Here is a 19,043-nt window from a genome sequence, read left to right as displayed (position 1 = left end):
CATGGCGATCTGGTCCTGGGATGGGGTGGTGCCGGTGGTGGACCCCTCGGCCTTCGTCCATCCCGAGGCGGTGCTGATCGGGGACGTGATTGTGGGGGCCGGCTGCTACGTCGGCCCCGGTGCCGTGCTGCGCGGCGACTTCGGGCGGATCACGCTGGAGCCGGGCTCGAACGTGCAGGAGACCTGCGTCGCCCATGCCTTCCCGGGCAAGGACGTGGTGGTCGAGGAGCGTGGCCATGTCGGACACGGCGCGGTGCTGCACGGTTGCCACATCGGGCGCAACGCGCTGATCGGGATGAACGCGGTGGTGATGGACGAGGCGCGGATCGGTGAGAACAGCATCCTCGGCGCCATGGCCTTCGTCCGGGCGGGGACCGAGATCCCGGCCAATGTCATGGCCGTAGGCTCGCCTGCCAAGGTGCTGCGCGAGCTGACCGAGCAGGAAATCGACTGGAAGTCGCGCGGCACGGATGTCTATCGCCAGCTTGCGGTGGATGCCAAGACCAAGCTTGCCCCGGCGAAGCCGCTGACCGAGGTGGAGGAGGGGCGCCGCCGCGTGACGGCGCCCGAGTATGATCCGCTGGTGGTCGAGCGCGCGGCGCTCAGCGGACGCCCTTGACCCCCTCGAGGATCAGGGTCGTCGCGACGCGGGCATAGTCCTCGCGGCTGATCTTGCCGCCGTCGCGGAACCACATGTAGACCCAGTTCATCATGCCGAAGAGCGACATGGTGACTGGCATCAGCAGTGGCCGTTCCGGCGTGTCGAGCTGCGGGTGGATCTCGTTCAACACCGCCGAGAAGTGCTTGACGATGCGCCGCTCGATCTTGGTGATCGCGGCCTTCTGCTCGTCCGACAGCGCGGGCCCGGCGTTGAGCTGGACCTTGTGCTGGTCGTCGGCGCCCTTGTAGGCGTCGAGCACGGTCATCACCAGCTGCTCGAGACGTGCGCGCGGGGGCAGGGCGGGGTCGTCCGCCTCTTCCAGCGCCGCGTCAAGCTCGTCGAGATGGGTTTCGATGATCGCGAAGATCAGCGCGTCCTTCGACGGGTAGTAGTGGTACAGCAGCGATTTCGACACCCCCGCCTCGGACGCGATCTGCGACATGGATGCCTTTTCCATGCCCTGCGTCGCGAAGACGTTGGCGGCGGTCAGAAGCAGCTGATGCTGCTTCTCCTCGAAGTCGCTGGCGCGCGTTCTTGCCATAAGCGCGAATGCTCCTCTTGGTCCGGCGGTCGGGATGGCTGGCGCCAGTCCTTAGCCGCCGGACGGGATTTTTGCTACCCTGCGAGCGGGTTACTTCGGGCGGTTGTCGACGACGCGCTTCGCCTTGCCTTCGGAACGGGCAACACCCTGCGGATCATGCACCTCGATCTTGGTCGAGACGCCCACCACCGACTTGATGTGATGCGACAGTTCCTTCGCCGAGGCGGCGCGGGCATCCGCATCGCAGCGGTTCGGGGTGCATTCCACGTGCACGGTCATCATGTCCATGCGGTCCTTGCGCGAGAGCTCGATCTGGAAGTGCGGGGCGAGGCCCTCGCATTTCAGGATCTGCTCCTCGATTTGGGTGGGGAAGACGTTGACGCCGCGCAGGATGATCATGTCGTCGCTGCGGCCGGTGATCTTCTCGATCCGGCGCATCGAGCGCGCGGTACCGGGCAGGATGCGCGTGAGGTCGCGGGTGCGGTAGCGCACCATCGGCAGGCCTTCCTTGGTGAGCGTGGTGAACACCAGCTCGCCCATCTGGCCGTCGGGCAGGACCTCGCCGGTCGCCGGGTCGATGATCTCGGGGTAGAAGTGGTCTTCCCAGACGTGCAGCCCGTCCTTGGTCTCGACACATTCGTTGGCGACGCCGGGGCCCATGATCTCGGACAGGCCGTAGATGTCGACCGCGTGCATGTCGAAGGCCTGTTCGATCTCCTCGCGCATGGCGTTGGTCCAGGGCTCGGCGCCGAAGATGCCGACCTTGAGCGAGCTCTGGCGCGGGTCGAGGCCCTGGCGGCGGAACTCGTCGAGGATCGAGAGCATGTAGGAGGGGGTGACCATGATGATCTGCGGGCGGAAGTCCTGCATCAGCGTGACCTGGCGTTCGGTCATGCCGCCCGACATCGGCACCACGGTGCAGCCGAGGCGCTCGGCGCCGTAATGCGCGCCGAGGCCGCCGGTGAACAGGCCGTAGCCGTAGGCGACGTGGCAGATGTCGCCCCTGCGGCCGCCTGAGGCGCGGATCGAGCGCGCCATGCAGTCGGCCCAGGTGTCGATGTCCTTCTGGGTGTAGCCGACCACGGTGGGCTTGCCGGTGGTGCCGGACGAGCCGTGGATGCGCACCAGCTGCTCACGCGGGACGGCGAACATGCCGAAGGGATAGGTGTCGCGCAGGTCCTGCTTCATGGTGAAGGGGAACTTGGCGAGGTCGGCGAGCGTCTTGAAGTCGTCCGGATGCGCGCCCTGCTCGTCAAAGCGCTTGCGGTAGAAGGGAGAGTTCTCGTAGGCGTGGCGCAGCGACCAGGCCATGCGCTTTTCCTGAAGCGCGGAAATCTCGTCACGGCTGGCGATCTCGATCGGATCGAGGATCTCCTTCATGGGGGTCATGTCGGTCATGGTGTCTCCTCCCTTCATGGTCAGTCCTCTGCGCGCGTTTCGGGCAGCAGGGGCCGGTTGAGCGTCCGCGAATGGCCGCGGAATTCTGCGATGACGGTCCCGTCCTCCCGGGTCACCGTCACGTCATAGATGCCGGAGCGGCCCTTGCGGGACACTTCGCGCGCGGTGGCCGTCAGCCTGTCCCCGAGCGCGCCCGGGGTGATGTAGGTGACAGAGCAATGCTGCGCGACGGTCACCTCGTTGTAGGTGTTGCAGGCAAAGGCAAAGGCGCTGTCGGCCAGCGTGAAGAGGTAGCCGCCGTGGGCATTGCCGTGGCCGTTGGTCATCTTGTCGCTCAAGACCATCTCGAGCGTCGCATGGCCGGGCGCGATGTGCTTGAGCTGCACGCCGAGCCGCTGCGAGGCGCTGTCGGCGTTCCACATTTCCTTGGCGCAGGCCTCGGCGAGATCCTGAGGGGTCATCGTCTGGCTATCCTTCATGGCTCACTTCCCCCGGAAGCTGGCGGGACGCTTCTCGAGGAAGGCGGTCACGCCCTCGGCGTAGTCGTCGGACCGACCCGCCTCGCGCTGACAGTCTCGCTCGCGGTCGAGATGGGTGTCGAGATCATTCGTCGCGGCCTCATGGATCAGCCGCTTGGTCAGGCCGAGTCCCAGCGTCGGACCAGCGGCGAGCTTGCGCGCCAGCGCCTCGGCCTCGGGCATCAGCGCCTCGTCGTCCAGCGCCTTCCAGATCAGCCCCCAGTCGGCGGCGGTCTCGGCCATCAGCGGCTCGGCGGTCATGGTCAGCGCCTTGGCGCGCGGCTCGCCGAGGATGCGGGTCAGCGACCAGCTGCCGCCCGCGTCGGGAATGAGGCCGATTTTCGAGAAGGCCTGGATGAACTTCGCCGATTTCGCCGCCAGCACGATGTCGCAGGCAAAGGCGATGTTGGCCCCGGCCCCCGCTGCCACGCCGTTGACGGCGCAGATCACCGGCTTTTCGAGCGCGCGGATCATGCGGAGGGTGGGGTTGTAGAAGGTCTCGATCGTGTGGCCGAGGTCCGGCTTCGGCCCTCCCTTGCGCGGATCGCGGTCGCCGAGATCCTGCCCGGCGCAGAAGCCGCGCCCGGCGCCGGTCAGCAGCACGGCGCGAATCGCGTCGTCATCATTCGCCCGCTGGATTTGAGCGCGCAGCGCGAGGTGCATCTCCTCGTTGAAGGAGTTGAGCTTTTCCGGGCGGTTGAGCGTCAGTTTCAGAACGCCGGAGTCCAGCTCCGCCAGCACGGTTTGCGATGTCGTCATGTGATCCTCCCAGCCCCCCTCCACGGGGCCTGTGAGATTTACTGTTGCATAAACCGACCGGACGGTCAATGATACTGGTCAAGCTTTGGGAGGAGCCATGACAGACCTGTTCACCCGCCATCAGCCGCTTCTGGAAAGTGCCCTCAAGGCATTGGAGACGCGCGAATTCTGGACCCCGTTTCCCGAGGTCCCGAGCGGGAAGATCTATGGTGAGACCGCGAAGGAAGAGGGCGAATCGTCCTATGCGGCGCTGCTTGGCGCCGGTTTCGACCTGCCCGGCCACCCCGAGGAGGGTCGCGTCGGCGCCGAGGTCTCGCCCTGGGGCCCTGAGCTTGGCATCAGCTATCCCGCCGCAGCCCCCGAGACGCTGGTCGCCGCCGCCGAGGCTGCTGCGACCGCCTTCGCCGAGGCGTCGGTCGAGGCGCGGGTCGGCGCGCTGCTCGAGGCGCTGGTGCGGCTCAACAGGATGAGCTTCCTGCTCGGCCACGCGACCATGCACACCACCGGGCAGGCCTTTGCCATGGCCTTCCAGGCGGGCGGGCCGCACGCGCAGGACCGGGGACTCGAGGCGCTGGCGATGGCCTATGCCGAGCTGACCCGCAGCGCCCGCGACGCGGTCTGGGAAAAGCCGCAGGGCAAGCACGCGCCGCTGGTCATGGAGAAGCACTGGGAGCTGGTGCCGCGCGGCGTCGCGCTGACCGTGGGCTGCAACACCTTCCCGACCTGGAACGGCTACCCGGGGATCTTCGCCAGCCTCGCCACCGGCAACCCGGTGATCGTCAAGCCGCATCCGCGCGCGATCCTGCCGCTGGCACTGACCGTGCGCGTGCTGCGCGAGGTCTTCGTCGAGGCAGGTCTGCCGCAGGACGCGGTGCTGCTGGGGGCCGACGCGCCGGGCGCCGAGATCACCAAGGTTCTGGTGACCCATGAGAAGGTGGCGCTGATCGACTACACCGGATCGACCGCCTTCGCCGACTGGACCCGCACGCACAGCCGCGCGCAGGTCTTCACCGAGGAGGCCGGGGTCAACTCGGTCACGATCACCGGCACCGATGATTTCGCCGGGATGTGCGCCAACCTTGCCTTCTCGCTGTCGCTCTACTCGGGGCAGATGTGCACTTCGCCGCAGAACCTCTACATCCCGCGCGGCGGAATCGAGACGGATGCAGGGCACAAGAGCTTCGACGAGGTGGCCGAGGGGCTGAAGGGCGCGATCGACGCACTGCTTTCGGACCCGGCCCGCGCGGCGGGGGTCTGCGGCACCATCGTGAACCCGGCGACGCTCGATCGCATCGCCGCCGCGCGCGGCGCAGGCCGGGTGATCCGCGACAGCGCCGAGACCGGCCACGGCCGCAGCGCCACGCCGCTCATGGTGGCGGTCGAGGATGCCGAGGGCCCGCAGGACGACGAGTGCTTCGGCCCGGTCTCGTTCCTCGTGCCCTGCGAGGACGCCGAGGATGCCATCGCGCGCGCCTCCGGCATCGCCCGCCGGAAGGGCGCGATCACCGCGGCGCTCTACGCGACCGACGACGCGCTCATCGGCCGGGCCGCGAAGGCCTTCGCGCAGGCGGGGGTGAACCTTTCGGTGAACCTCACCGGCAACATCTACGTGAACCAGTCGGCGGCCTTCTCCGACTTCCACGTCACCGGGGCGAACCCGGCGGGCAATGCCTGCCTGACCGATGCCGCCTTCGTCGCGCCCCGCTTCCGGCGCGTGATGATCCGCTGGCCCAAGGCGGCCTGAACGGACCCGGCACAAGACCATCGACGGACACCAATCTGGGAGGAGTTACCATGATGTCCAAGACCACCACCGCGCTTGCCACCCTGGCCGCGCTCGGTGCCCTCAGCGGCGCCGCGCAGGCCGAGATCCGCCTTGGCGTAAGCGTTTCCGCCACCGGGCCCGCGGCCTTCCTCGGCGACCCTGAGGCGAAGACCATCGAGATGCTGGTCGAGCAGCTGAACGAGGCGGGCGGGATCAACGGCGAGGAAATCGCCCTGACGCTCTACGACGACGGCGGCGATCCTAACAAGGCGCGCACCTTCGCCACCCGCCTCGTCGAGGATGACGAGGTCGTCGCGATCCTCGGCGGTTCGACCACCGGCACCACCATGTCGATCCTGTCGGTCGCCGAGGACGAGGGCATCCCCTTCATCTCGCTCGCCGGCGCGATCTCGATCGTCGACCCGGTGCGGGCGAATGTCTTCAAGACCCCGCACACCGACCGCATGGCCTGCGAGAAGATCTTCACCGACATGCAGGCGCAGGGCATCACCAAGATCGGCATGATCTCGGGCACCGACGGCTTTGGCGCCTCGATGCAGGCGCAGTGCAAGGAGGTCGCGGGTGATCACGGCATCGAGATCCTCGCCGACGAAACCTACGGTCCGCAGGACGCAGACATGACCCCGCAGCTGACCCGGATCCGCAATACGGACGGCGTGCAGGCGGTGCTGAACCCGGGCTTCGGCCAGGGCCCGGCGATCGTCACCCGCAACGTCGCGCAGCTCGGCTTTGAGATCCCGCTCTACCAGAGCCACGGGGTTGCCTCGGACGCCTTCATCGAGCTCGCGGGGGCAGAGGCCGCCGAGGGGCTGCGCCTGCCGGGCACCGCGCTGCTGATCGCCGACAAGCTGGCCGAGGACGATCCTCAGTACAAGGTCGTGACCGCCTACACCGAGGCCTACAAGGCCAAGTACGACCAGGACGTCTCGACCTTCGGCGGCTACGCGCATGACGCCTTCGCGCTGATCGTCGACGCCATCACCCGCGCCGGTGACAGCGAGGATCCGCAGGCGATCCGCGACGCGCTGGAAGCGACCAGCGGTCTTGTCGGCACCACCGGCACCTACAGCTTCTCGCCCGAGGATCACCTCGGCCTCGATCTCAGCGCCTTCCGGATGCTGGAGATCAAGGACGGCGACTGGCTGCCCGTCGAGTGACCCGCTCCGGCTCCGGGCCCCGCGCCCGGAGCCATATCCCCCAAACGCCTAGCTCTGGGAGCCCCGATGGACGCCCTGCTGCAATTCCTGTTCTCCGGTCTGACCGTGGGCGCTGTCTACGCGCTCGTGGCGCTGGGATTCACCATCATCTATAACGCCTCCGACGTGGTGAACTTCGCCCAGGGCGAATTCGTCATGCTGGGCGGGATGATCACCGTCTTCGCCTTCGAGGCCGGACTGCCGCTGCCGCTGGCGGCGCTGCTCGCGATCCTCGCGACCTCGGCCATCGGCGTCGGGCTGAACAAGCTCGCCATCGAGCCCGCGCGCGGCGCGCCGGTGGTTTCGCTGATCATCATCACCATCGGCGCCTCGATCGTGATCCGAGGCGCGACGCAGCTGATCTTCGACAAGCAGCTGCACCGCTTCCCGTCCTTCTCGGGCGACGATCCGATCCATGTCCTCGGCGCGACGATCCTGCCGCAGAGCCTGTGGGTGATCGGCGGCGCGCTGGCGGTCTTCGTCGGGCTGTGGGTCTTCTTCACCCGCACGTTGACCGGCAAGGCGGTGCTGGCCACGGCCAATAATCGCGTCGCGGCGCAGCTCGTCGGGATCAACACCGGTTGGGTGATGACCCTCTCGTTCGGCCTCTCGGCGGCCATCGGCGCCTTTGCCGGCGTGCTGGTCACGCCGATCACGCTGGTCGGTTACGACGTCGGTGTCGCGCTGGCGCTCAAGGGCTTCGCCGCCGCCATGCTGGGCGGCATGGGCAACCCCAAGGGCGCGCTGGTGGGCGGGCTGCTGCTGGGCTGCTTCGAGGCTCTGACCGCGGGCTACCTCAGCTCGCAGTACAAGGAGGCGGTGGCCTTCATCGTCATCCTCGGTGTGCTCTTCGTGATGCCGCAGGGCCTCTTCGGCCGCAAATCGACGGAGCGCGTGTGATGACCGGTCGCAACAAGTGGATTTCGCTCGGCGTGCTGGCGCTGCTCATCGCGCTGCTGCCGCTGTTCTTCCCCTCGGGCTATTACTACCGTGTCGGCGCGCTGATCTTCGTCAACGCGCTCTCGGTGGTGGGTCTGGTGATCCTGATCGGCTATGCCGGGCAGATCAGCCTTGGCCACGCGGGCTTCGCCGGGATCGGCGCCTATGCCTGCGCACTGGCGCCCGAGCACCTCGGGCTGCATCCGGCACTGGCGGTGCTGCTGGGGGCGGTGATCTCGGGCGTGATGGCGGCGCTGATCGGCAAGCCGATCCTGCGCCTCAAGGGCTACTACCTCGCGGTCGCCACGCTCGGCTTCGGCATCCTCGTGTCGATGGTGCTGACCAACGAGCGCGCGCTGACCGGCGGGCCGGACGGGATGAACGTCGCCGACCTCGGCCTGCGCAGCCTGCTGCGCGACATGGGCTGGCGGCTGTCGGGCGGCGAGTTCTGGTACATGATCTGCGGCGTGGTGCTGTTGGTCGGGGCGTGGCTGGCGCTCAACCTCTTTGACAGCCCCTCGGGCCGCGCCATGCGGGCGCTGCACGGCTCGGAAGTGGCCGCCGCCACGGTCGGCGTCGACGTGCCGCGCCAGAAGCTGCGCGCCTTCGTGATCTCGGCGGTCTACGCCTCGGTCGCGGGCTCGCTGCTGGCGCTGCAGAACGGCTACATCACGCCGGACGTGGCGGGCTTCATGCACTCGGTCGAGATGGTCACCATGGCGGTGCTGGGCGGCGTCGGCTCGGTGCTGGGCGCGACCTTCGGCGCGGCGATCCTGACGCTGCTGCCGCAGGTGCTCACGGTGTTTGCAGAATACGAGCAGCTGGTGCTCGGCCTCGTGATGGTGCTGGTAATGATCTTCTTGCCGCAGGGGCTGCTGCCCTCGATCGCGCGGCGCCTGAAGGGGAGGGACGAATGAGCCTTCTGAACGTACAGGGCCTCGGCATCAGCTTCGGCGGGCTGAAGGCGGTCAACGACGTGAGCTTCAAGGTCTCGCCGGGCGAGATCGTCTCGGTCATCGGGCCGAACGGCGCGGGCAAGACCACGCTCTTCAACATGATCTCGGGGGTCTACCAGCCCGGTCGCGGCTCGGTCTCGCTGAACGGGACCGAGGTGACAGGGGTCGCGCCGAACCGGCTGGCCGAGATGGGCCTGTCGCGCACCTTCCAGAACCTGCAGATCTTCCAGGAGATGACGGTGCTCGACAACGTGCTGGCGGGCTATCACCTCTCCGAGCGCGGCTCGGTCTGGGCCGACCTGCTGGCGCTGCCCGGCATGAAGCGCCGCGCTGCCGAGGCCCGCGCCGGGGCGCGCAAGCTGCTGGAGCGCGTGCGGCTCGAGAAGGCCGCCGAGCAGGTGGCGGGCAACCTCAGCTACGGCGCGCTGAAGCGGCTCGAGATCGCCCGCGCGCTGGCGCTGAGCCCGAAGATCCTGCTGCTGGACGAACCGGCGGCGGGCTGCAACGCGGTCGAGACCGAGGAGATCGACCACCTGATCGCGGAGCTTGCGGCCTCGGGCATCGCCATCCTGCTGGTCGAACACGACATGAAGCTGGTGATGCGTATCTCGAACCACATCGTCGTGCTGGACCACGGCGAGAAGATCGCCGAAGGCGACCCGGCCACCGTCTCGCGCGACCCGGCGGTGATCGCCGCCTATCTCGGCACCGAAGAGGAGGAGCCTGCCCATGCTGACGGTTGAGGGGCTGCGCTCGCGGTACGGGCGCATCGAGGTGCTGCACGGGCTCGACCTCGAGGTCAGCTCGGGCGAGATCGTGACGGTCGTCGGCGCCAACGGCGCGGGAAAGACCACGCTGCTGAAATGCCTTTCGGGCATCCAGCCGGTCAGCGACGGCAGCATTGTCTTCCGGGGCGAGAGCTTCGCCTCGGTGCCCGCCCACAAGCGTCTGAAGCGGGGGCTCGCACAATCTCCCGAGGGGCGGCAGATCTTCACCAATCTCTCGGTCGAGGAAAACCTGCGCCTCGGCGCCTTCCTCTTCACCGACGAGCGGGTTGAGCGCGACATGGCGGATGCCTTCGCCATGTTCCCGATCCTGAAGGAAAAGCGCAACCTCGCGGCGGGCGGGCTCTCGGGCGGGCAGCAGCAGATGCTGGCCATCGCCCGCGCGCTGATGGGCCGTCCGCATTGCCTGCTGCTCGACGAGCCGTCGATGGGTCTGGCGCCGCTGCTGGTGGCGCAGATCTTCGAGGTGGTGAAATCGCTCAAGCAGCGCGACGTGACGGTGCTGCTCGTCGAGCAGAACGCCTATGGCGCGCTCAAGATCGCGGACCGGGGCTACGTGATGGAGACGGGGCGGATCACCATGACCGGCCCGGCCCCCGAGCTCATCGCCGATCCGCGCATCCGTGAAGCCTATCTGGGACTCTGAACCATGACCCTTCTGACTGTCCGCCGCGACGGCGAGATCGCCGTCGTAACCCTCGACAACCCGCCGGTGAACGCGATCTCCGAAGCCGTGCGCAAGGGGCTCTTCGAGATGGTCGGCCAGCTCGACGCTGACCCCGAGGTGAGGGCGGTGGTGCTGATCTGCGCCGGGCGCACCTTCCTTGCCGGGGCCGACGTGCGCGAGTTCGGCAAGCCGCCGGTCGAGCCGCACCTGCCTCAGGTGGTCGACCGGATCGAGGCGGCGCGGAAACCCTGGGTCGCGGCGATCCACGGTGCGGCGCTTGGCGGCGGTTTCGAGATCGCCATGGGCTGCCGTTTCCGCGTGGCCGTCGAGACTGCCCGAGTCGGCCTGCCCGAGGTCACGCTCGGCGTCATTCCCGGCGCCTCGGGGACGGTGCGCACACCGCGGCTTGCCGGGGTCGAGGCGGCCGTCGATTTGGTGACCAACGGTCGTCCGATGCCCGCCGGCAGCGCGCTGAAGGTCGGTCTCATCGACGCCGTGGTGAGCGATCTGGAGGGCGACGCGGTGGCCTTCGCCCGTGCCGCACTTGATGCCGAGATGCCCATGCCGGTGTCGAAGCGCCCGCTTGAGCCGATGCCCGAGGAGTTCTGGCAAAAGGCGCGAAAGGCCGCTGTGAAGGCCGGGCACCAGGCGCCCCTGCGCGCTCTGGACAGCATCCGCTTTGCCACAGAGCACGGCTTCGCCGCGGCCATGGCGCATGAACGCGAGGCCTTCCTCGACCTGCGCGGATCCGACGAGGCGGCGGCGCTGCGTCATGTCTTCTTCGCCGAGCGGGCCGCGCCGAAACCCTCTGCGCTCAAAGGCATCGAGCCGCGTCCTTTCAAGCTCGTCGGCGTCATAGGCGGCGGCACCATGGGCGCGGGCATCGCCGCGGCATGTCGCGAGGCGGGGATGGAGATCATTCTCATCGAGCGTGACGAGGGCGCGGTGGCGCGGGGCCTGTCCAACGTCGCCGCGATCTTCGACGGCGCGGTCAAGCGCGGCAAACTCGCCGAGGCAGGCCGGGCGGAGCGCATCGCGGGAGTCCGTGGCAGCACCGATTACGCCGAGTTGGCACAGGCGGATCTGGTGATCGAGGCCGTCTTCGAGGAGATCGGCGTCAAGCGCGCGGTCTTTGCCGAACTGGGCCGGGTCTGCCGCCCGGACGCGGTGCTGGCGACCAACACGTCCTATCTCGACCCGCGCGCCATCGCCGAGGGGCTGCCGCACCCCGAGCGCTTTATCGGGCTGCACTTCTTCAGTCCCGCCCACATCATGAAGCTGCTCGAGATTGTGCCCACGCCCGACACCGCGCCCGAAGTGCTGGCCACCGGCTTTGCGCTGGCGCGGGCGCTAAACAAGATGCCGGTTCAGGCGGGCATCTGCGAAGGCTTTATCGGCAACCGCATCCTCAAGCGCTACCGTGCCGAGGCCGAGGCGCTTGTCACGCAGGGCGTGGCGATTTCGGAGATCGACGCCGCGATGCGCGGCTACGGTTTCCGCATGGGCCCGTTCGAGGCGCAGGATCTGGGTGGACTCGACATCGCGTTCCTGCAGCGCGAAGGCGCGCGGGCGGCGGGTGAGGACGTGCCGGAGACGCTGGGTGACATCCTCGTGCGGGCCGGGCGCAAGGGGCAGAAGACCGGGGGCGGCTGGTACGATTACGTCGAGGGCGACCGGGCGGCGCGGCCTTCGCCCCGGGCGGCCGAGTTGCTGTCCGCGCGCATCACCGGAGAGCAGGATCTGCCCCGCCCGGAGATCGCGGCGCATCTGGTGAGAGCCATGGCCTCTGAAGGGGCGGCGATCCTCGAGGAAGGCATCGCGGAGCGCCCCGAGGACATCGACCTCGTGGAGGTTCATGGCTACGGTTTTCCGCGCTGGAAGGGCGGACCGATGTTCGCCAGCCGCGGTTAGGGGCTGGCGAAGGCCACTGTGCCAGAGGTGCGCGGGGCGTCCGGGTCAGACCCGGACGCCCTCGGCGTTGAAGAGGTGCAGTGCTTCGGCCGGGAAGGAGACGCCGACCGACGATCCCGGCTCGAGCCAGCGGCGGTCGTGCGTCAGCACCTTGAATACGGTGCCAGCCAGCGTCAGGTGCAGGATGATGCCATGGCCGGTCGGCTCGACGAGGTCCACCGTGGTCTCGAGGCCCGCCTCGCCCGCCGGGGAAAGCACCACATGTTCGGGCCGGATGCCGAGCGTCGCCTCGCCCATGGTTGCTGGCATCTCCGCGGGCAACGCCACGGTCCGGCCGTCGCGAAGGTGCAGACTGCGGTCCGCGATATCGCCCTTGAGGAAGTTCATCCCAGGCGAGCCGATGAACCCGGCGACAAAAAGGTTGGCGGGCCGGTCGTAGAGTTCGAGCGGCGTGCCGACCTGCTGGATGTGGCCGCCGTGCATTGCAACGATCCGGTCGGCGAGTGTCATTGCCTCGACCTGGTCGTGGGTCACGTAGATCGAGGTCGCGCCCAGCTCCCGGTGCAGCTTGCGGATTTCGGCGCGCATGTGCTCGCGCAGGCGGGCGTCGAGGTTCGACAGGGGCTCATCGAAAAGGAAGGCCTTGGGCTGGCGCACGATGGCCCGGCCCATGGCAACGCGCTGGCGCTGCCCACCCGAGAGCGCCTTGGGCTTGCGTTCGAGCAGGGCGTCGAGCCCGAGCTTGGCCGAGGCGGCGCCCACCTTCTCGGCGATCGTCGGCTTGTCGGTCTTCCGCAGCCGCAGCGAGTAGCTCATGTTGTCGGCCACGCTCATGTGCGGGTAGAGCGCGTAGCTCTGGAACACCATGGCGATGTCGCGGGCCTTGGGGGGCAGGGCGTTCATCACCTTGTCGTCGATGCGGATCTCGCCGCCGGTGATCTCCTCGAGCCCGGCGATCATCCTCAGCAACGTGGACTTGCCGCAGCCCGAGGGGCCGACCAGCACGATGAACTCGCCGTCGCCGATGTCTAGGTTGATGTCGTCGAGCACCCGGATCGTGCCGTAGTTCTTGCTCGCGGAGCGGATTTCCATCGTGGCCATGGGGTTATCCTTTCACGGCGCCGGCGGTCATGCCTTGCACCAGGTAGCGTTGGATGAGCAGGAAGAAGAGGCAGGCGGGGATCAGCGCCAGCACGCCGGCCGCCATCATCTGCCCGTAATCGACCGAGAATTTCGACACGAAGGTCAGCAGCCCGACGGGGAAGGTGGCCTTCTCGCTGCCCGAGATCAGCATCAGCGCAAAGATCATCTCGGACCAGGCGGCGGTGAAGACAAAGCCCAGCGTCGCCGCCACCCCCGGCAGCGCCAGCGGCAGGATGATGTGGCGGAAGGCTGTGAAGCGGTCGGCGCCGTCGATCATCGCGGCCTGCTCGAGGTCCGAGGGGATGCCATCGAAGAACCCCTGCATCAGGAACGAGGCGAAAGGCACGTTGAAGGCGGTGTAGACGATGACAAGCCCGGTGAGGCTGTTGGTCAACCCGAGCGGCGAGAGGATCTTGAAGATCGGCGCCACCAGCATGACCAGCGGGAACATCTGCGTCACCAGCAGCAGCCCGGCGAGCCACAGCTTGCCGCGGAACTGGAAGCGCGACAGCGCATAGCCCATCAGCGCCGCAAGGGCGGTCGAGATCAACGCGGTCGTGCCCGAGACGATCAGGCTGTTGGCGAAGAAACGCGGGAATTCGCTGTTGGCCAGCACGAAGCGGAAGTGGTCGAGCGTCGTGCGTGAGGGCCACATGCGCACGCCCTCGGAGTAGAGCAGGTCGTTCGGCGTCACCGAGACCTTGAGCAGCCAGTAGAGCGGGAAGAGCGCGAAGGCGATGAAGCACAGGATGGCCGCGCGATGCGCCAGCGTGCCGAAAAGACGGGTCGCGGTCATGTCACTTGTCCCTGTTCGAAAGCTTCTGGCGGAAGACGAGGATGACCATGGAATAGGCCAGCAGCAGCGCCAGCAGCACCAGCGCGACCGCCGAGGCATAGCCGAAGTCGAGCCGCTTGAAGGCCTGGGTGAAGATGTAGCTGGCGACGGTCTGGGTGCGGTCGGCGGGCCCGCCGTTGGTCATCACGATGATCAGGTCGGCGAAATTGGCGACCCAGACAGTGCGCAACAGCACGGTGATGGCGATCACCGGCGCGAGGTAGGGCAGGGTGATCGAAAAGAACCGCTGGATCGGCGAGGCGCCGTCGATGGAGGCCGCCTCGTAGAGATCCTTGGGGATCGACTGCAGCGCCGCGAGCAGGGTGATGGCGAAGAAGGGGATGCCCCACCAGGTCGCGGCGAGGATCGGACCCCACATGGCGATGCTCGGATCGGCGAGGATGTTCGAGGGCTCGTCCATCAGCCCGAGCGCGGCGAGCCAGTGCGGGATCGGCCCGATCACCGGGTTGAAGAGCCACGCCCAGTTGAGGCCGGCCAGGAAGGTCGGCACCGCCCAGGGCAGGAAGACCAGCGCCTGCGCCAGCCCGCGCCCGGTGAAGGGCACGTTGAGCAGCAGCGCGAGGATCAGTCCGAAGGCGAGCTGGAAGAAGACGCTGGCGCCGGTCCACCACAGGGTGTTGCGCAGCGCGCGCAGGAAGGCATCGTCCTGGCCGAGCGCCTTGAAGTGCTCGAGGCCGACGAAGCCGCCGGAGAAGGGGTTGAGTAGCTGGATGTCCCGGAAGGCATAGGAGACGCCGAGGATCAGCGGCACCAGCATCACGGAGGTGATGAGGATCAGCACCGGGGCGCAGTAGAGCCAGGGCTCGAGCGTCACGGCGAGGCGCTGGCGCAGCGGACGCCGGTAGGTGGTGGGGATGGGCGTTGCGGTCATCGGTCCTCCGGGGGAAGGGGTGGGCCGGACGCGCACGCCCGGCCCCAGCGTCAGGTTACTTGGCCCATTACTTGGCGAGGTGTTTCTGCTGCGCCTTGGTCAGGTAGGCGGCCCATTCGGACGCGAGTTCCTGCGGGGTGATCTCGCCCAAGAGCGCCTTCTGCCCCGAGGCGATGGCCAGGGAGTCCTTGAAGTAGGCGAATTCCTCCAGGTAGGTCGGCATCACGGTCGGCACGACGTTCTCGTCCGCCAGCTCGTCGAACCAGCCCTTGAAAGCGGGAGCTGCGTAGAACTCGTCCTTCTCGGCGGACTTCAGCACCGGCAGCGCGCCGATCTTCTTGTTCCAGGCGATGTTGCCCTCGGGGCCCTCGAGCTGGGCGATCAGGTCCCAGGCCAGATCCTTGTGCTCGGAGGCCGACATCATCGACCAGCCGGCGTAGCCGATGGTGGTGAAGGCCTTGCCGTCCGGGCCCTTGGGCATCGGGATGACGCCGTACTGATCCTCGGACATGCGCTCGGCGATGGCGATCAGCGCGTCGGGGTCCTGGTCGAGGAAGGCGCAGGTGCCCGAGTAGAAGCCCGCGACGATCTCGTTGAAGCCCCAGTTCACGCTGTCCTTCGGTGCTAGGCCGTCCTTGTAGAGGTCGACGTACCACTCGATGCCCTTGACCCAGCCCTCGCTGTCCATGGTCGAGGTGCCGTCCTCGTTGAAGAAGGCGTTGTCGCCGGCCATCGTGGCGCCCGCCATCATCCAGCCGTTGAGACCGCCGGGGCCGCCGCGCAGGCAGTAGCCAGATTTCCCGGGCAGGGCCGAGATCGCCTCGGAGGCGGCGCGGAACTCCTCGAGCGTGGTTGGCGGGGCCTCGACCCCTGCCTCGGCCAGCAGTTCCTTATTGTAGAACAGGGCCCGCAGGTAGAAACCATAGGGCAGCATGTAGGCGGTGTCGTCGATGTCGCGGCCCAGCTCGAGCGCTCGGTCGGTCATGTCGGAAGTCACGTCCCAGTCGGCGAGATAGGGCTCGAGGCTCTCCAGCAGGCCGTTGTTGGCGTAGAGCGAGAGCCAGGTATCGGGCATCTCGACCACGTCGGGCAGGTCACCGGCCGAGACCATGGTGGCGAACTTCTGGAAGGCCTCGCCCCAGGGCAGCGAGATGATCTCGACCTTGGTGTCCGGGTGCGCCTCTTCGAAGCCGGCGACGATCTGCTTGAGCGTCTCCGTCCGCGCCGGGCTGGTGATCACCTCGACCAGCTTCAGCGTGGTCTCGGCGCTAGCCGCGCCACTTGCCGCGATCAACGCCAGGGCGCTGGCACTGAGCAATTTCTTCATGGTCTTCTCCCTGTTGGTTGTCTGTTGGTGGTCTGTTGGTTTGGCGCGGCCCGGAGGGGCCGCCGCCGCACGGCAGCGGACGCCGCAGGTTATTGCGCGGCCTTGACCGCCACCGGCTGTTGCGCGACGGCGATCGCCGCGGTCAGGTCGGCCCAGAGCGCCTCGGTGCCCTCGAGCCCGATGTGCAGCCGGACCGAACGCGAGGAGATGCCGAATTCATGGGCCGAGTTGGGTCTGGCCTTCTGTTCGAGCACGACGTCTCCGGGCACCACGAGGCTCTCGTGTCCGCCCCAGCTGACGCCGAGTTTGAACAGCTTCAGCGCGTCGCAGAAGCGGCGCAGGTCGATGCCCTCGCGGAAGACGAATGAGAAGAGGCCCGTGGTGCCCCGCAGCCCCGTTGGTAGCGGCGTGAGGCCGGGGTGCATGACGGTCTCGACCACCTCGAGTGCCGCCAGGCGTCGGGCGATCTCGAGCGCGCTGTCCTGATGTGCCGCGACGCGCAGCGGCAGGGTGCGCAGCCCGCGCAGCAGCAGCCAAGCGTCCATCGGCGCGATGCGGCCGCCGAGGTACGGGTAAATTTCGCCACGCACGCGGTCGACGTCGGCTCTGGACCCGGCGATCACCCCGGCCACCACGTCACTGTGCCCACCGATGTATTTCGAGGCGGAATGCACCACAAGATCGACACCCAGCTCGATCGGGTTCTGGAAGACCGGCGTCGCCCAGCTGTTGTCGATCACCGAAAAGACGCCGTGGCGCCTCGCGGCAGCGGCCAGAGCCCCCACGTCGAGCGGCTCCATCACCCAGCTTGTCGGGCTCTCGAGGTAGAGAAGCTTCGCCCCCGGCAGCGCCGCCTCGACCGCCGCTAGGTCGGTGCCGTCGACATAATCGACGGTGATTCCCATGCGCGGCAGGTAGGTCCCGAAGAGGCGGAAGGCGTCGGGATAGACGTTGCGCACCGCCACCACCCGGTCGCCGGGCGCGACATTGCTCAGCACCGAGGCCGAAATCGCCGCCATCCCCGAGGCGAAGGCCAGCGCGTCCTCGGCCTTTTCCAGCTCCGCCAGCTTTTCCTCGAAGGCGCGGACGGTGGGGTTGAGGCCGCGGCTGTAGATCGGCCGGGTGATCTCGCCGCGGTAGGCGGCGATCATCTCGTCGTAGCTGCCGAAGGTGAAGAGCGAGGTCTGCACGATCGGCGGCACCACGGCGTCGAGGATGCTGTCGCGGTCGTGGGCCGTGATCAGCCGGGAGGCCTCGTAGAGATCGTTCATGGGCGCATGTTCCTGATGTCCTCCTCGACGACGTCGAGGATCTTGCGGGTTTCTTCTGCCGCGGCCGCCGTATCCCCGGCGCAGATCGCGTCGAAGAGGGTGCGGTGGTAGGGGAAGGATCGGGCGGCGAAGTCGTTCCGGTCGAAGGGGCGTTCCCAGAACCGGTCGAGAATATCGCGCATCTGCTCCAGCAGTTGCCGGAACAGCGGGTTGTGAGCTGCGTCGTAGATCGACATGTGGAAAGCAAAGTCTGCCTTGCCGCTTCCGCCCTCACGGTGGTGGGTGCGCTCCATCTCTTCGAGCGCGTCGCGCATCCGCACGATGTCGGCCTCGGTCCGCCGCCGCGCGGCGGCGATCGAGGCCTCGATCTCGATGCCGCGCCGCACCTCCAAGGTCATGAGCAGCGCTTCGGCCAGACCGTCGGCCGAGACGCTGAGCGGCATGTAGACCGTGTCGGCCGAGATCTTCCGCAGCAGGTAGGTGCCAGAGCCGATCCGAGCCTCGACGATGCCGAGCGCCGAGAGCTGGCTGACCGCCTCGCGGATTGATGAGCGGCCCACTTTCAGCGCAGCGGTCAGCTCGCGTTCGGGCGGCAGCCGGTCGCCCGGCTGGAGGTTGCGCTGCTCGATGTATCTGGCGAGCGCATCCATGATCTGACGGCTCCGGCCAAGCGGAGGAAGCGCGGATAGCTGGCCCTCGGGCGCGCCGGAAGTGGCGGGAGTATCATTCATATTGGTAATAGGTCAGACCAATTTGAGTCGCGCAACAGTTTTCACATCTGGGTGGCCGAAGGGCTGGAAGAACGTTTCTTGCGCGGAAAATCACCTGCGGTGGGTCTGTGCGAGATCCCGTTTACCCGCAAACTGCGCGCCCACTGCGCGATGCGCACCGGCCTGTGGCAAGCGTCGGCGCGGGCACCGCAGCGATCTGCACCCGCGGCACGATGTGCGCGGCCCCGAGCCCTGCGGCGACCGAGAGCATCCCGCTGCGGACGCATGAGCTCCTCAAGAAGTGCCTTTCCGCGTGCACCAAGGCCGAGCTCGGGCTGCGCCTCGGCATCCTCAAGCCGGCCCTCGCCGAGCGCCCTGCCTGCGTCCCGTATGGCTCGGTCTGCCGGCCGCTCGCGCTGCGGCGGTCGGGGCACCTCGGGGCGACAAGACCGGGTGAAAGCGCGGCATCACCCAGAACGCCGAAGTGCTTGAGATGCGCGCCGGGGCCCGGCCGCGCCCATTTCCCTGCCCGTACCGCTCTTTCAGCGGCCCATCGTGCAATGGCTGGTGAATGCCTCCGAGAGATGCGCTGCGACGGCGGACCTCATCCGTGGCGCGGTTTGGCGTCCGCGCCGAGCGGGCTGGGCATCGCGTCGCCCGGCATCAGCCTTTCGTGGCGGCGCGGTACCATTTCACGATTTCGCGGCGGGCTGCCGGGTCCATCTGGATGGCGTTGGGCGGCGGCATG

Annotated in this window: 18 protein-coding genes; 8 read left to right on the top strand and 10 right to left on the bottom strand. The window is 67.7% G+C overall.

Translation table 11 applies throughout. The features are described from left to right. Position 1 precedes the first annotated feature (1 nt). Positions 2-619 (top strand): acyltransferase, encoded by a 618-nt coding sequence (locus CLG85_RS14360; protein ID WP_095882833.1) that lies wholly within the window; start codon positions 2-4, stop codon positions 617-619. Here CLG85_RS14360 and CLG85_RS14355 read toward each other — a convergent pair. From CLG85_RS14355 to paaG, 4 genes are all read right to left on the bottom strand, one after another. After that, positions 603-1,202 (bottom strand): TetR/AcrR family transcriptional regulator, encoded by a 600-nt coding sequence (locus tag CLG85_RS14355; RefSeq protein ID WP_095882834.1) that lies wholly within the window; start codon positions 1,200-1,202, stop codon positions 603-605. The two genes, CLG85_RS14360 and CLG85_RS14355, sit on opposite strands and share 17 nt — an antisense overlap. Positions 1,203-1,292: 90 nt before the next feature. Continuing rightward, positions 1,293-2,600: a phenylacetate--CoA ligase PaaK gene (gene paaK, locus CLG85_RS14350; RefSeq protein ID WP_095882837.1), complete on the bottom strand. Its 1,308-nt coding sequence runs from the start codon at positions 2,598-2,600 to the stop codon at positions 1,293-1,295. A gap of 20 nt (positions 2,601-2,620) precedes the next feature. Beyond that, a complete protein-coding gene (gene paaI / locus CLG85_RS14345; protein WP_095882835.1) occupies positions 2,621-3,061 on the bottom strand; it encodes a hydroxyphenylacetyl-CoA thioesterase PaaI in 441 nt (146 codons plus the stop codon). A gap of 21 nt (positions 3,062-3,082) precedes the next feature. Continuing rightward, positions 3,083-3,877: a 2-(1,2-epoxy-1,2-dihydrophenyl)acetyl-CoA isomerase PaaG gene (paaG, locus tag CLG85_RS14340; protein WP_095882836.1), complete on the bottom strand. Its 795-nt coding sequence runs from the start codon at positions 3,875-3,877 to the stop codon at positions 3,083-3,085. Positions 3,878-3,974: 97 nt separating this feature from the next. Here paaG and paaN point away from each other — a divergent pair, with 97 nt between their 5' ends. The 7 genes from paaN to CLG85_RS14305 all read left to right on the top strand — a co-directional run bounded on the left by paaN (position 3,975) and on the right by CLG85_RS14305 (position 12,117). Further along, the gene (gene paaN / locus CLG85_RS14335) at positions 3,975-5,621 is read left to right on the top strand and encodes a phenylacetic acid degradation protein PaaN (protein WP_260349385.1); all 1,647 of its coding nucleotides are present in this window, start codon (positions 3,975-3,977) and stop codon (positions 5,619-5,621) included. Positions 5,622-5,671: 50 nt separating this feature from the next. After that, the gene (locus CLG85_RS14330) at positions 5,672-6,820 is read left to right on the top strand and encodes an ABC transporter substrate-binding protein (protein ID WP_375796924.1); all 1,149 of its coding nucleotides are present in this window, start codon (positions 5,672-5,674) and stop codon (positions 6,818-6,820) included. A gap of 66 nt (positions 6,821-6,886) precedes the next feature. After that, positions 6,887-7,759: a branched-chain amino acid ABC transporter permease gene (locus CLG85_RS14325; RefSeq protein ID WP_095882537.1), complete on the top strand. Its 873-nt coding sequence runs from the start codon at positions 6,887-6,889 to the stop codon at positions 7,757-7,759. Continuing rightward, complete coding sequence (locus CLG85_RS14320; protein ID WP_095882538.1) at positions 7,759-8,715, top strand: branched-chain amino acid ABC transporter permease; 957 nt, start codon at positions 7,759-7,761, stop codon at positions 8,713-8,715. Before CLG85_RS14325 ends, CLG85_RS14320 begins: the two co-directional genes overlap by 1 nt. Continuing rightward, positions 8,712-9,497 (top strand): ABC transporter ATP-binding protein, encoded by a 786-nt coding sequence (locus tag CLG85_RS14315; protein WP_260349379.1) that lies wholly within the window; start codon positions 8,712-8,714, stop codon positions 9,495-9,497. The genes CLG85_RS14320 and CLG85_RS14315 overlap by 4 nt, the downstream gene beginning before the upstream one ends. Continuing rightward, positions 9,484-10,185 (top strand): ABC transporter ATP-binding protein, encoded by a 702-nt coding sequence (locus CLG85_RS14310; RefSeq protein WP_095881702.1) that lies wholly within the window; start codon positions 9,484-9,486, stop codon positions 10,183-10,185. The genes CLG85_RS14315 and CLG85_RS14310 overlap by 14 nt, the downstream gene beginning before the upstream one ends. Positions 10,186-10,188: 3 nt before the next feature. Next, positions 10,189-12,117, top strand: coding sequence for a 3-hydroxyacyl-CoA dehydrogenase NAD-binding domain-containing protein (locus CLG85_RS14305; RefSeq protein ID WP_095881703.1), 1,929 nt, complete (start codon positions 10,189-10,191; stop codon positions 12,115-12,117). A 45-nt stretch (positions 12,118-12,162) separates the two neighbouring features. Here CLG85_RS14305 and CLG85_RS14300 read toward each other — a convergent pair whose 3' ends face one another. The 6 genes from CLG85_RS14300 to CLG85_RS14275 all read right to left on the bottom strand — a co-directional run bounded on the left by CLG85_RS14300 (position 12,163) and on the right by CLG85_RS14275 (position 18,235). Continuing rightward, a complete protein-coding gene (locus CLG85_RS14300; protein ID WP_446323474.1) occupies positions 12,163-13,209 on the bottom strand; it encodes an ABC transporter ATP-binding protein in 1,047 nt (348 codons plus the stop codon). A 13-nt stretch (positions 13,210-13,222) separates the two neighbouring features. Next, on the bottom strand, positions 13,223-14,056 hold the full coding sequence (locus CLG85_RS14295) for a carbohydrate ABC transporter permease (protein ID WP_095881705.1): 834 nt from the start codon (positions 14,054-14,056) through the stop codon (positions 13,223-13,225). Position 14,057: 1 nt separating this feature from the next. Then, positions 14,058-14,987: a carbohydrate ABC transporter permease gene (locus CLG85_RS14290; RefSeq protein ID WP_095881706.1), complete on the bottom strand. Its 930-nt coding sequence runs from the start codon at positions 14,985-14,987 to the stop codon at positions 14,058-14,060. Positions 14,988-15,054: 67 nt separating this feature from the next. Further along, entirely contained in the window at positions 15,055-16,314 is a 1,260-nt protein-coding gene (locus CLG85_RS14285) for an ABC transporter substrate-binding protein (RefSeq protein ID WP_095881707.1), read from the bottom strand. 89 nt (positions 16,315-16,403) lie between these two features. After that, a complete protein-coding gene (locus CLG85_RS14280) occupies positions 16,404-17,585 on the bottom strand; it encodes a PLP-dependent transferase (RefSeq protein ID WP_095881708.1) in 1,182 nt (393 codons plus the stop codon). Continuing rightward, a complete protein-coding gene (locus CLG85_RS14275) occupies positions 17,582-18,235 on the bottom strand; it encodes a FadR/GntR family transcriptional regulator (protein WP_217989734.1) in 654 nt (217 codons plus the stop codon). Before CLG85_RS14275 ends, CLG85_RS14280 begins: the two co-directional genes overlap by 4 nt. Between the last annotated feature and the right edge of the window lie 808 nt (positions 18,236-19,043).

This window comes from Alloyangia mangrovi, assembly GCF_002300555.2.
Classification (GTDB): domain Bacteria; phylum Pseudomonadota; class Alphaproteobacteria; order Rhodobacterales; family Rhodobacteraceae; genus Salipiger; species Salipiger mangrovi.
This window is presented reverse-complemented; position numbering and strand designations above follow the sequence as displayed.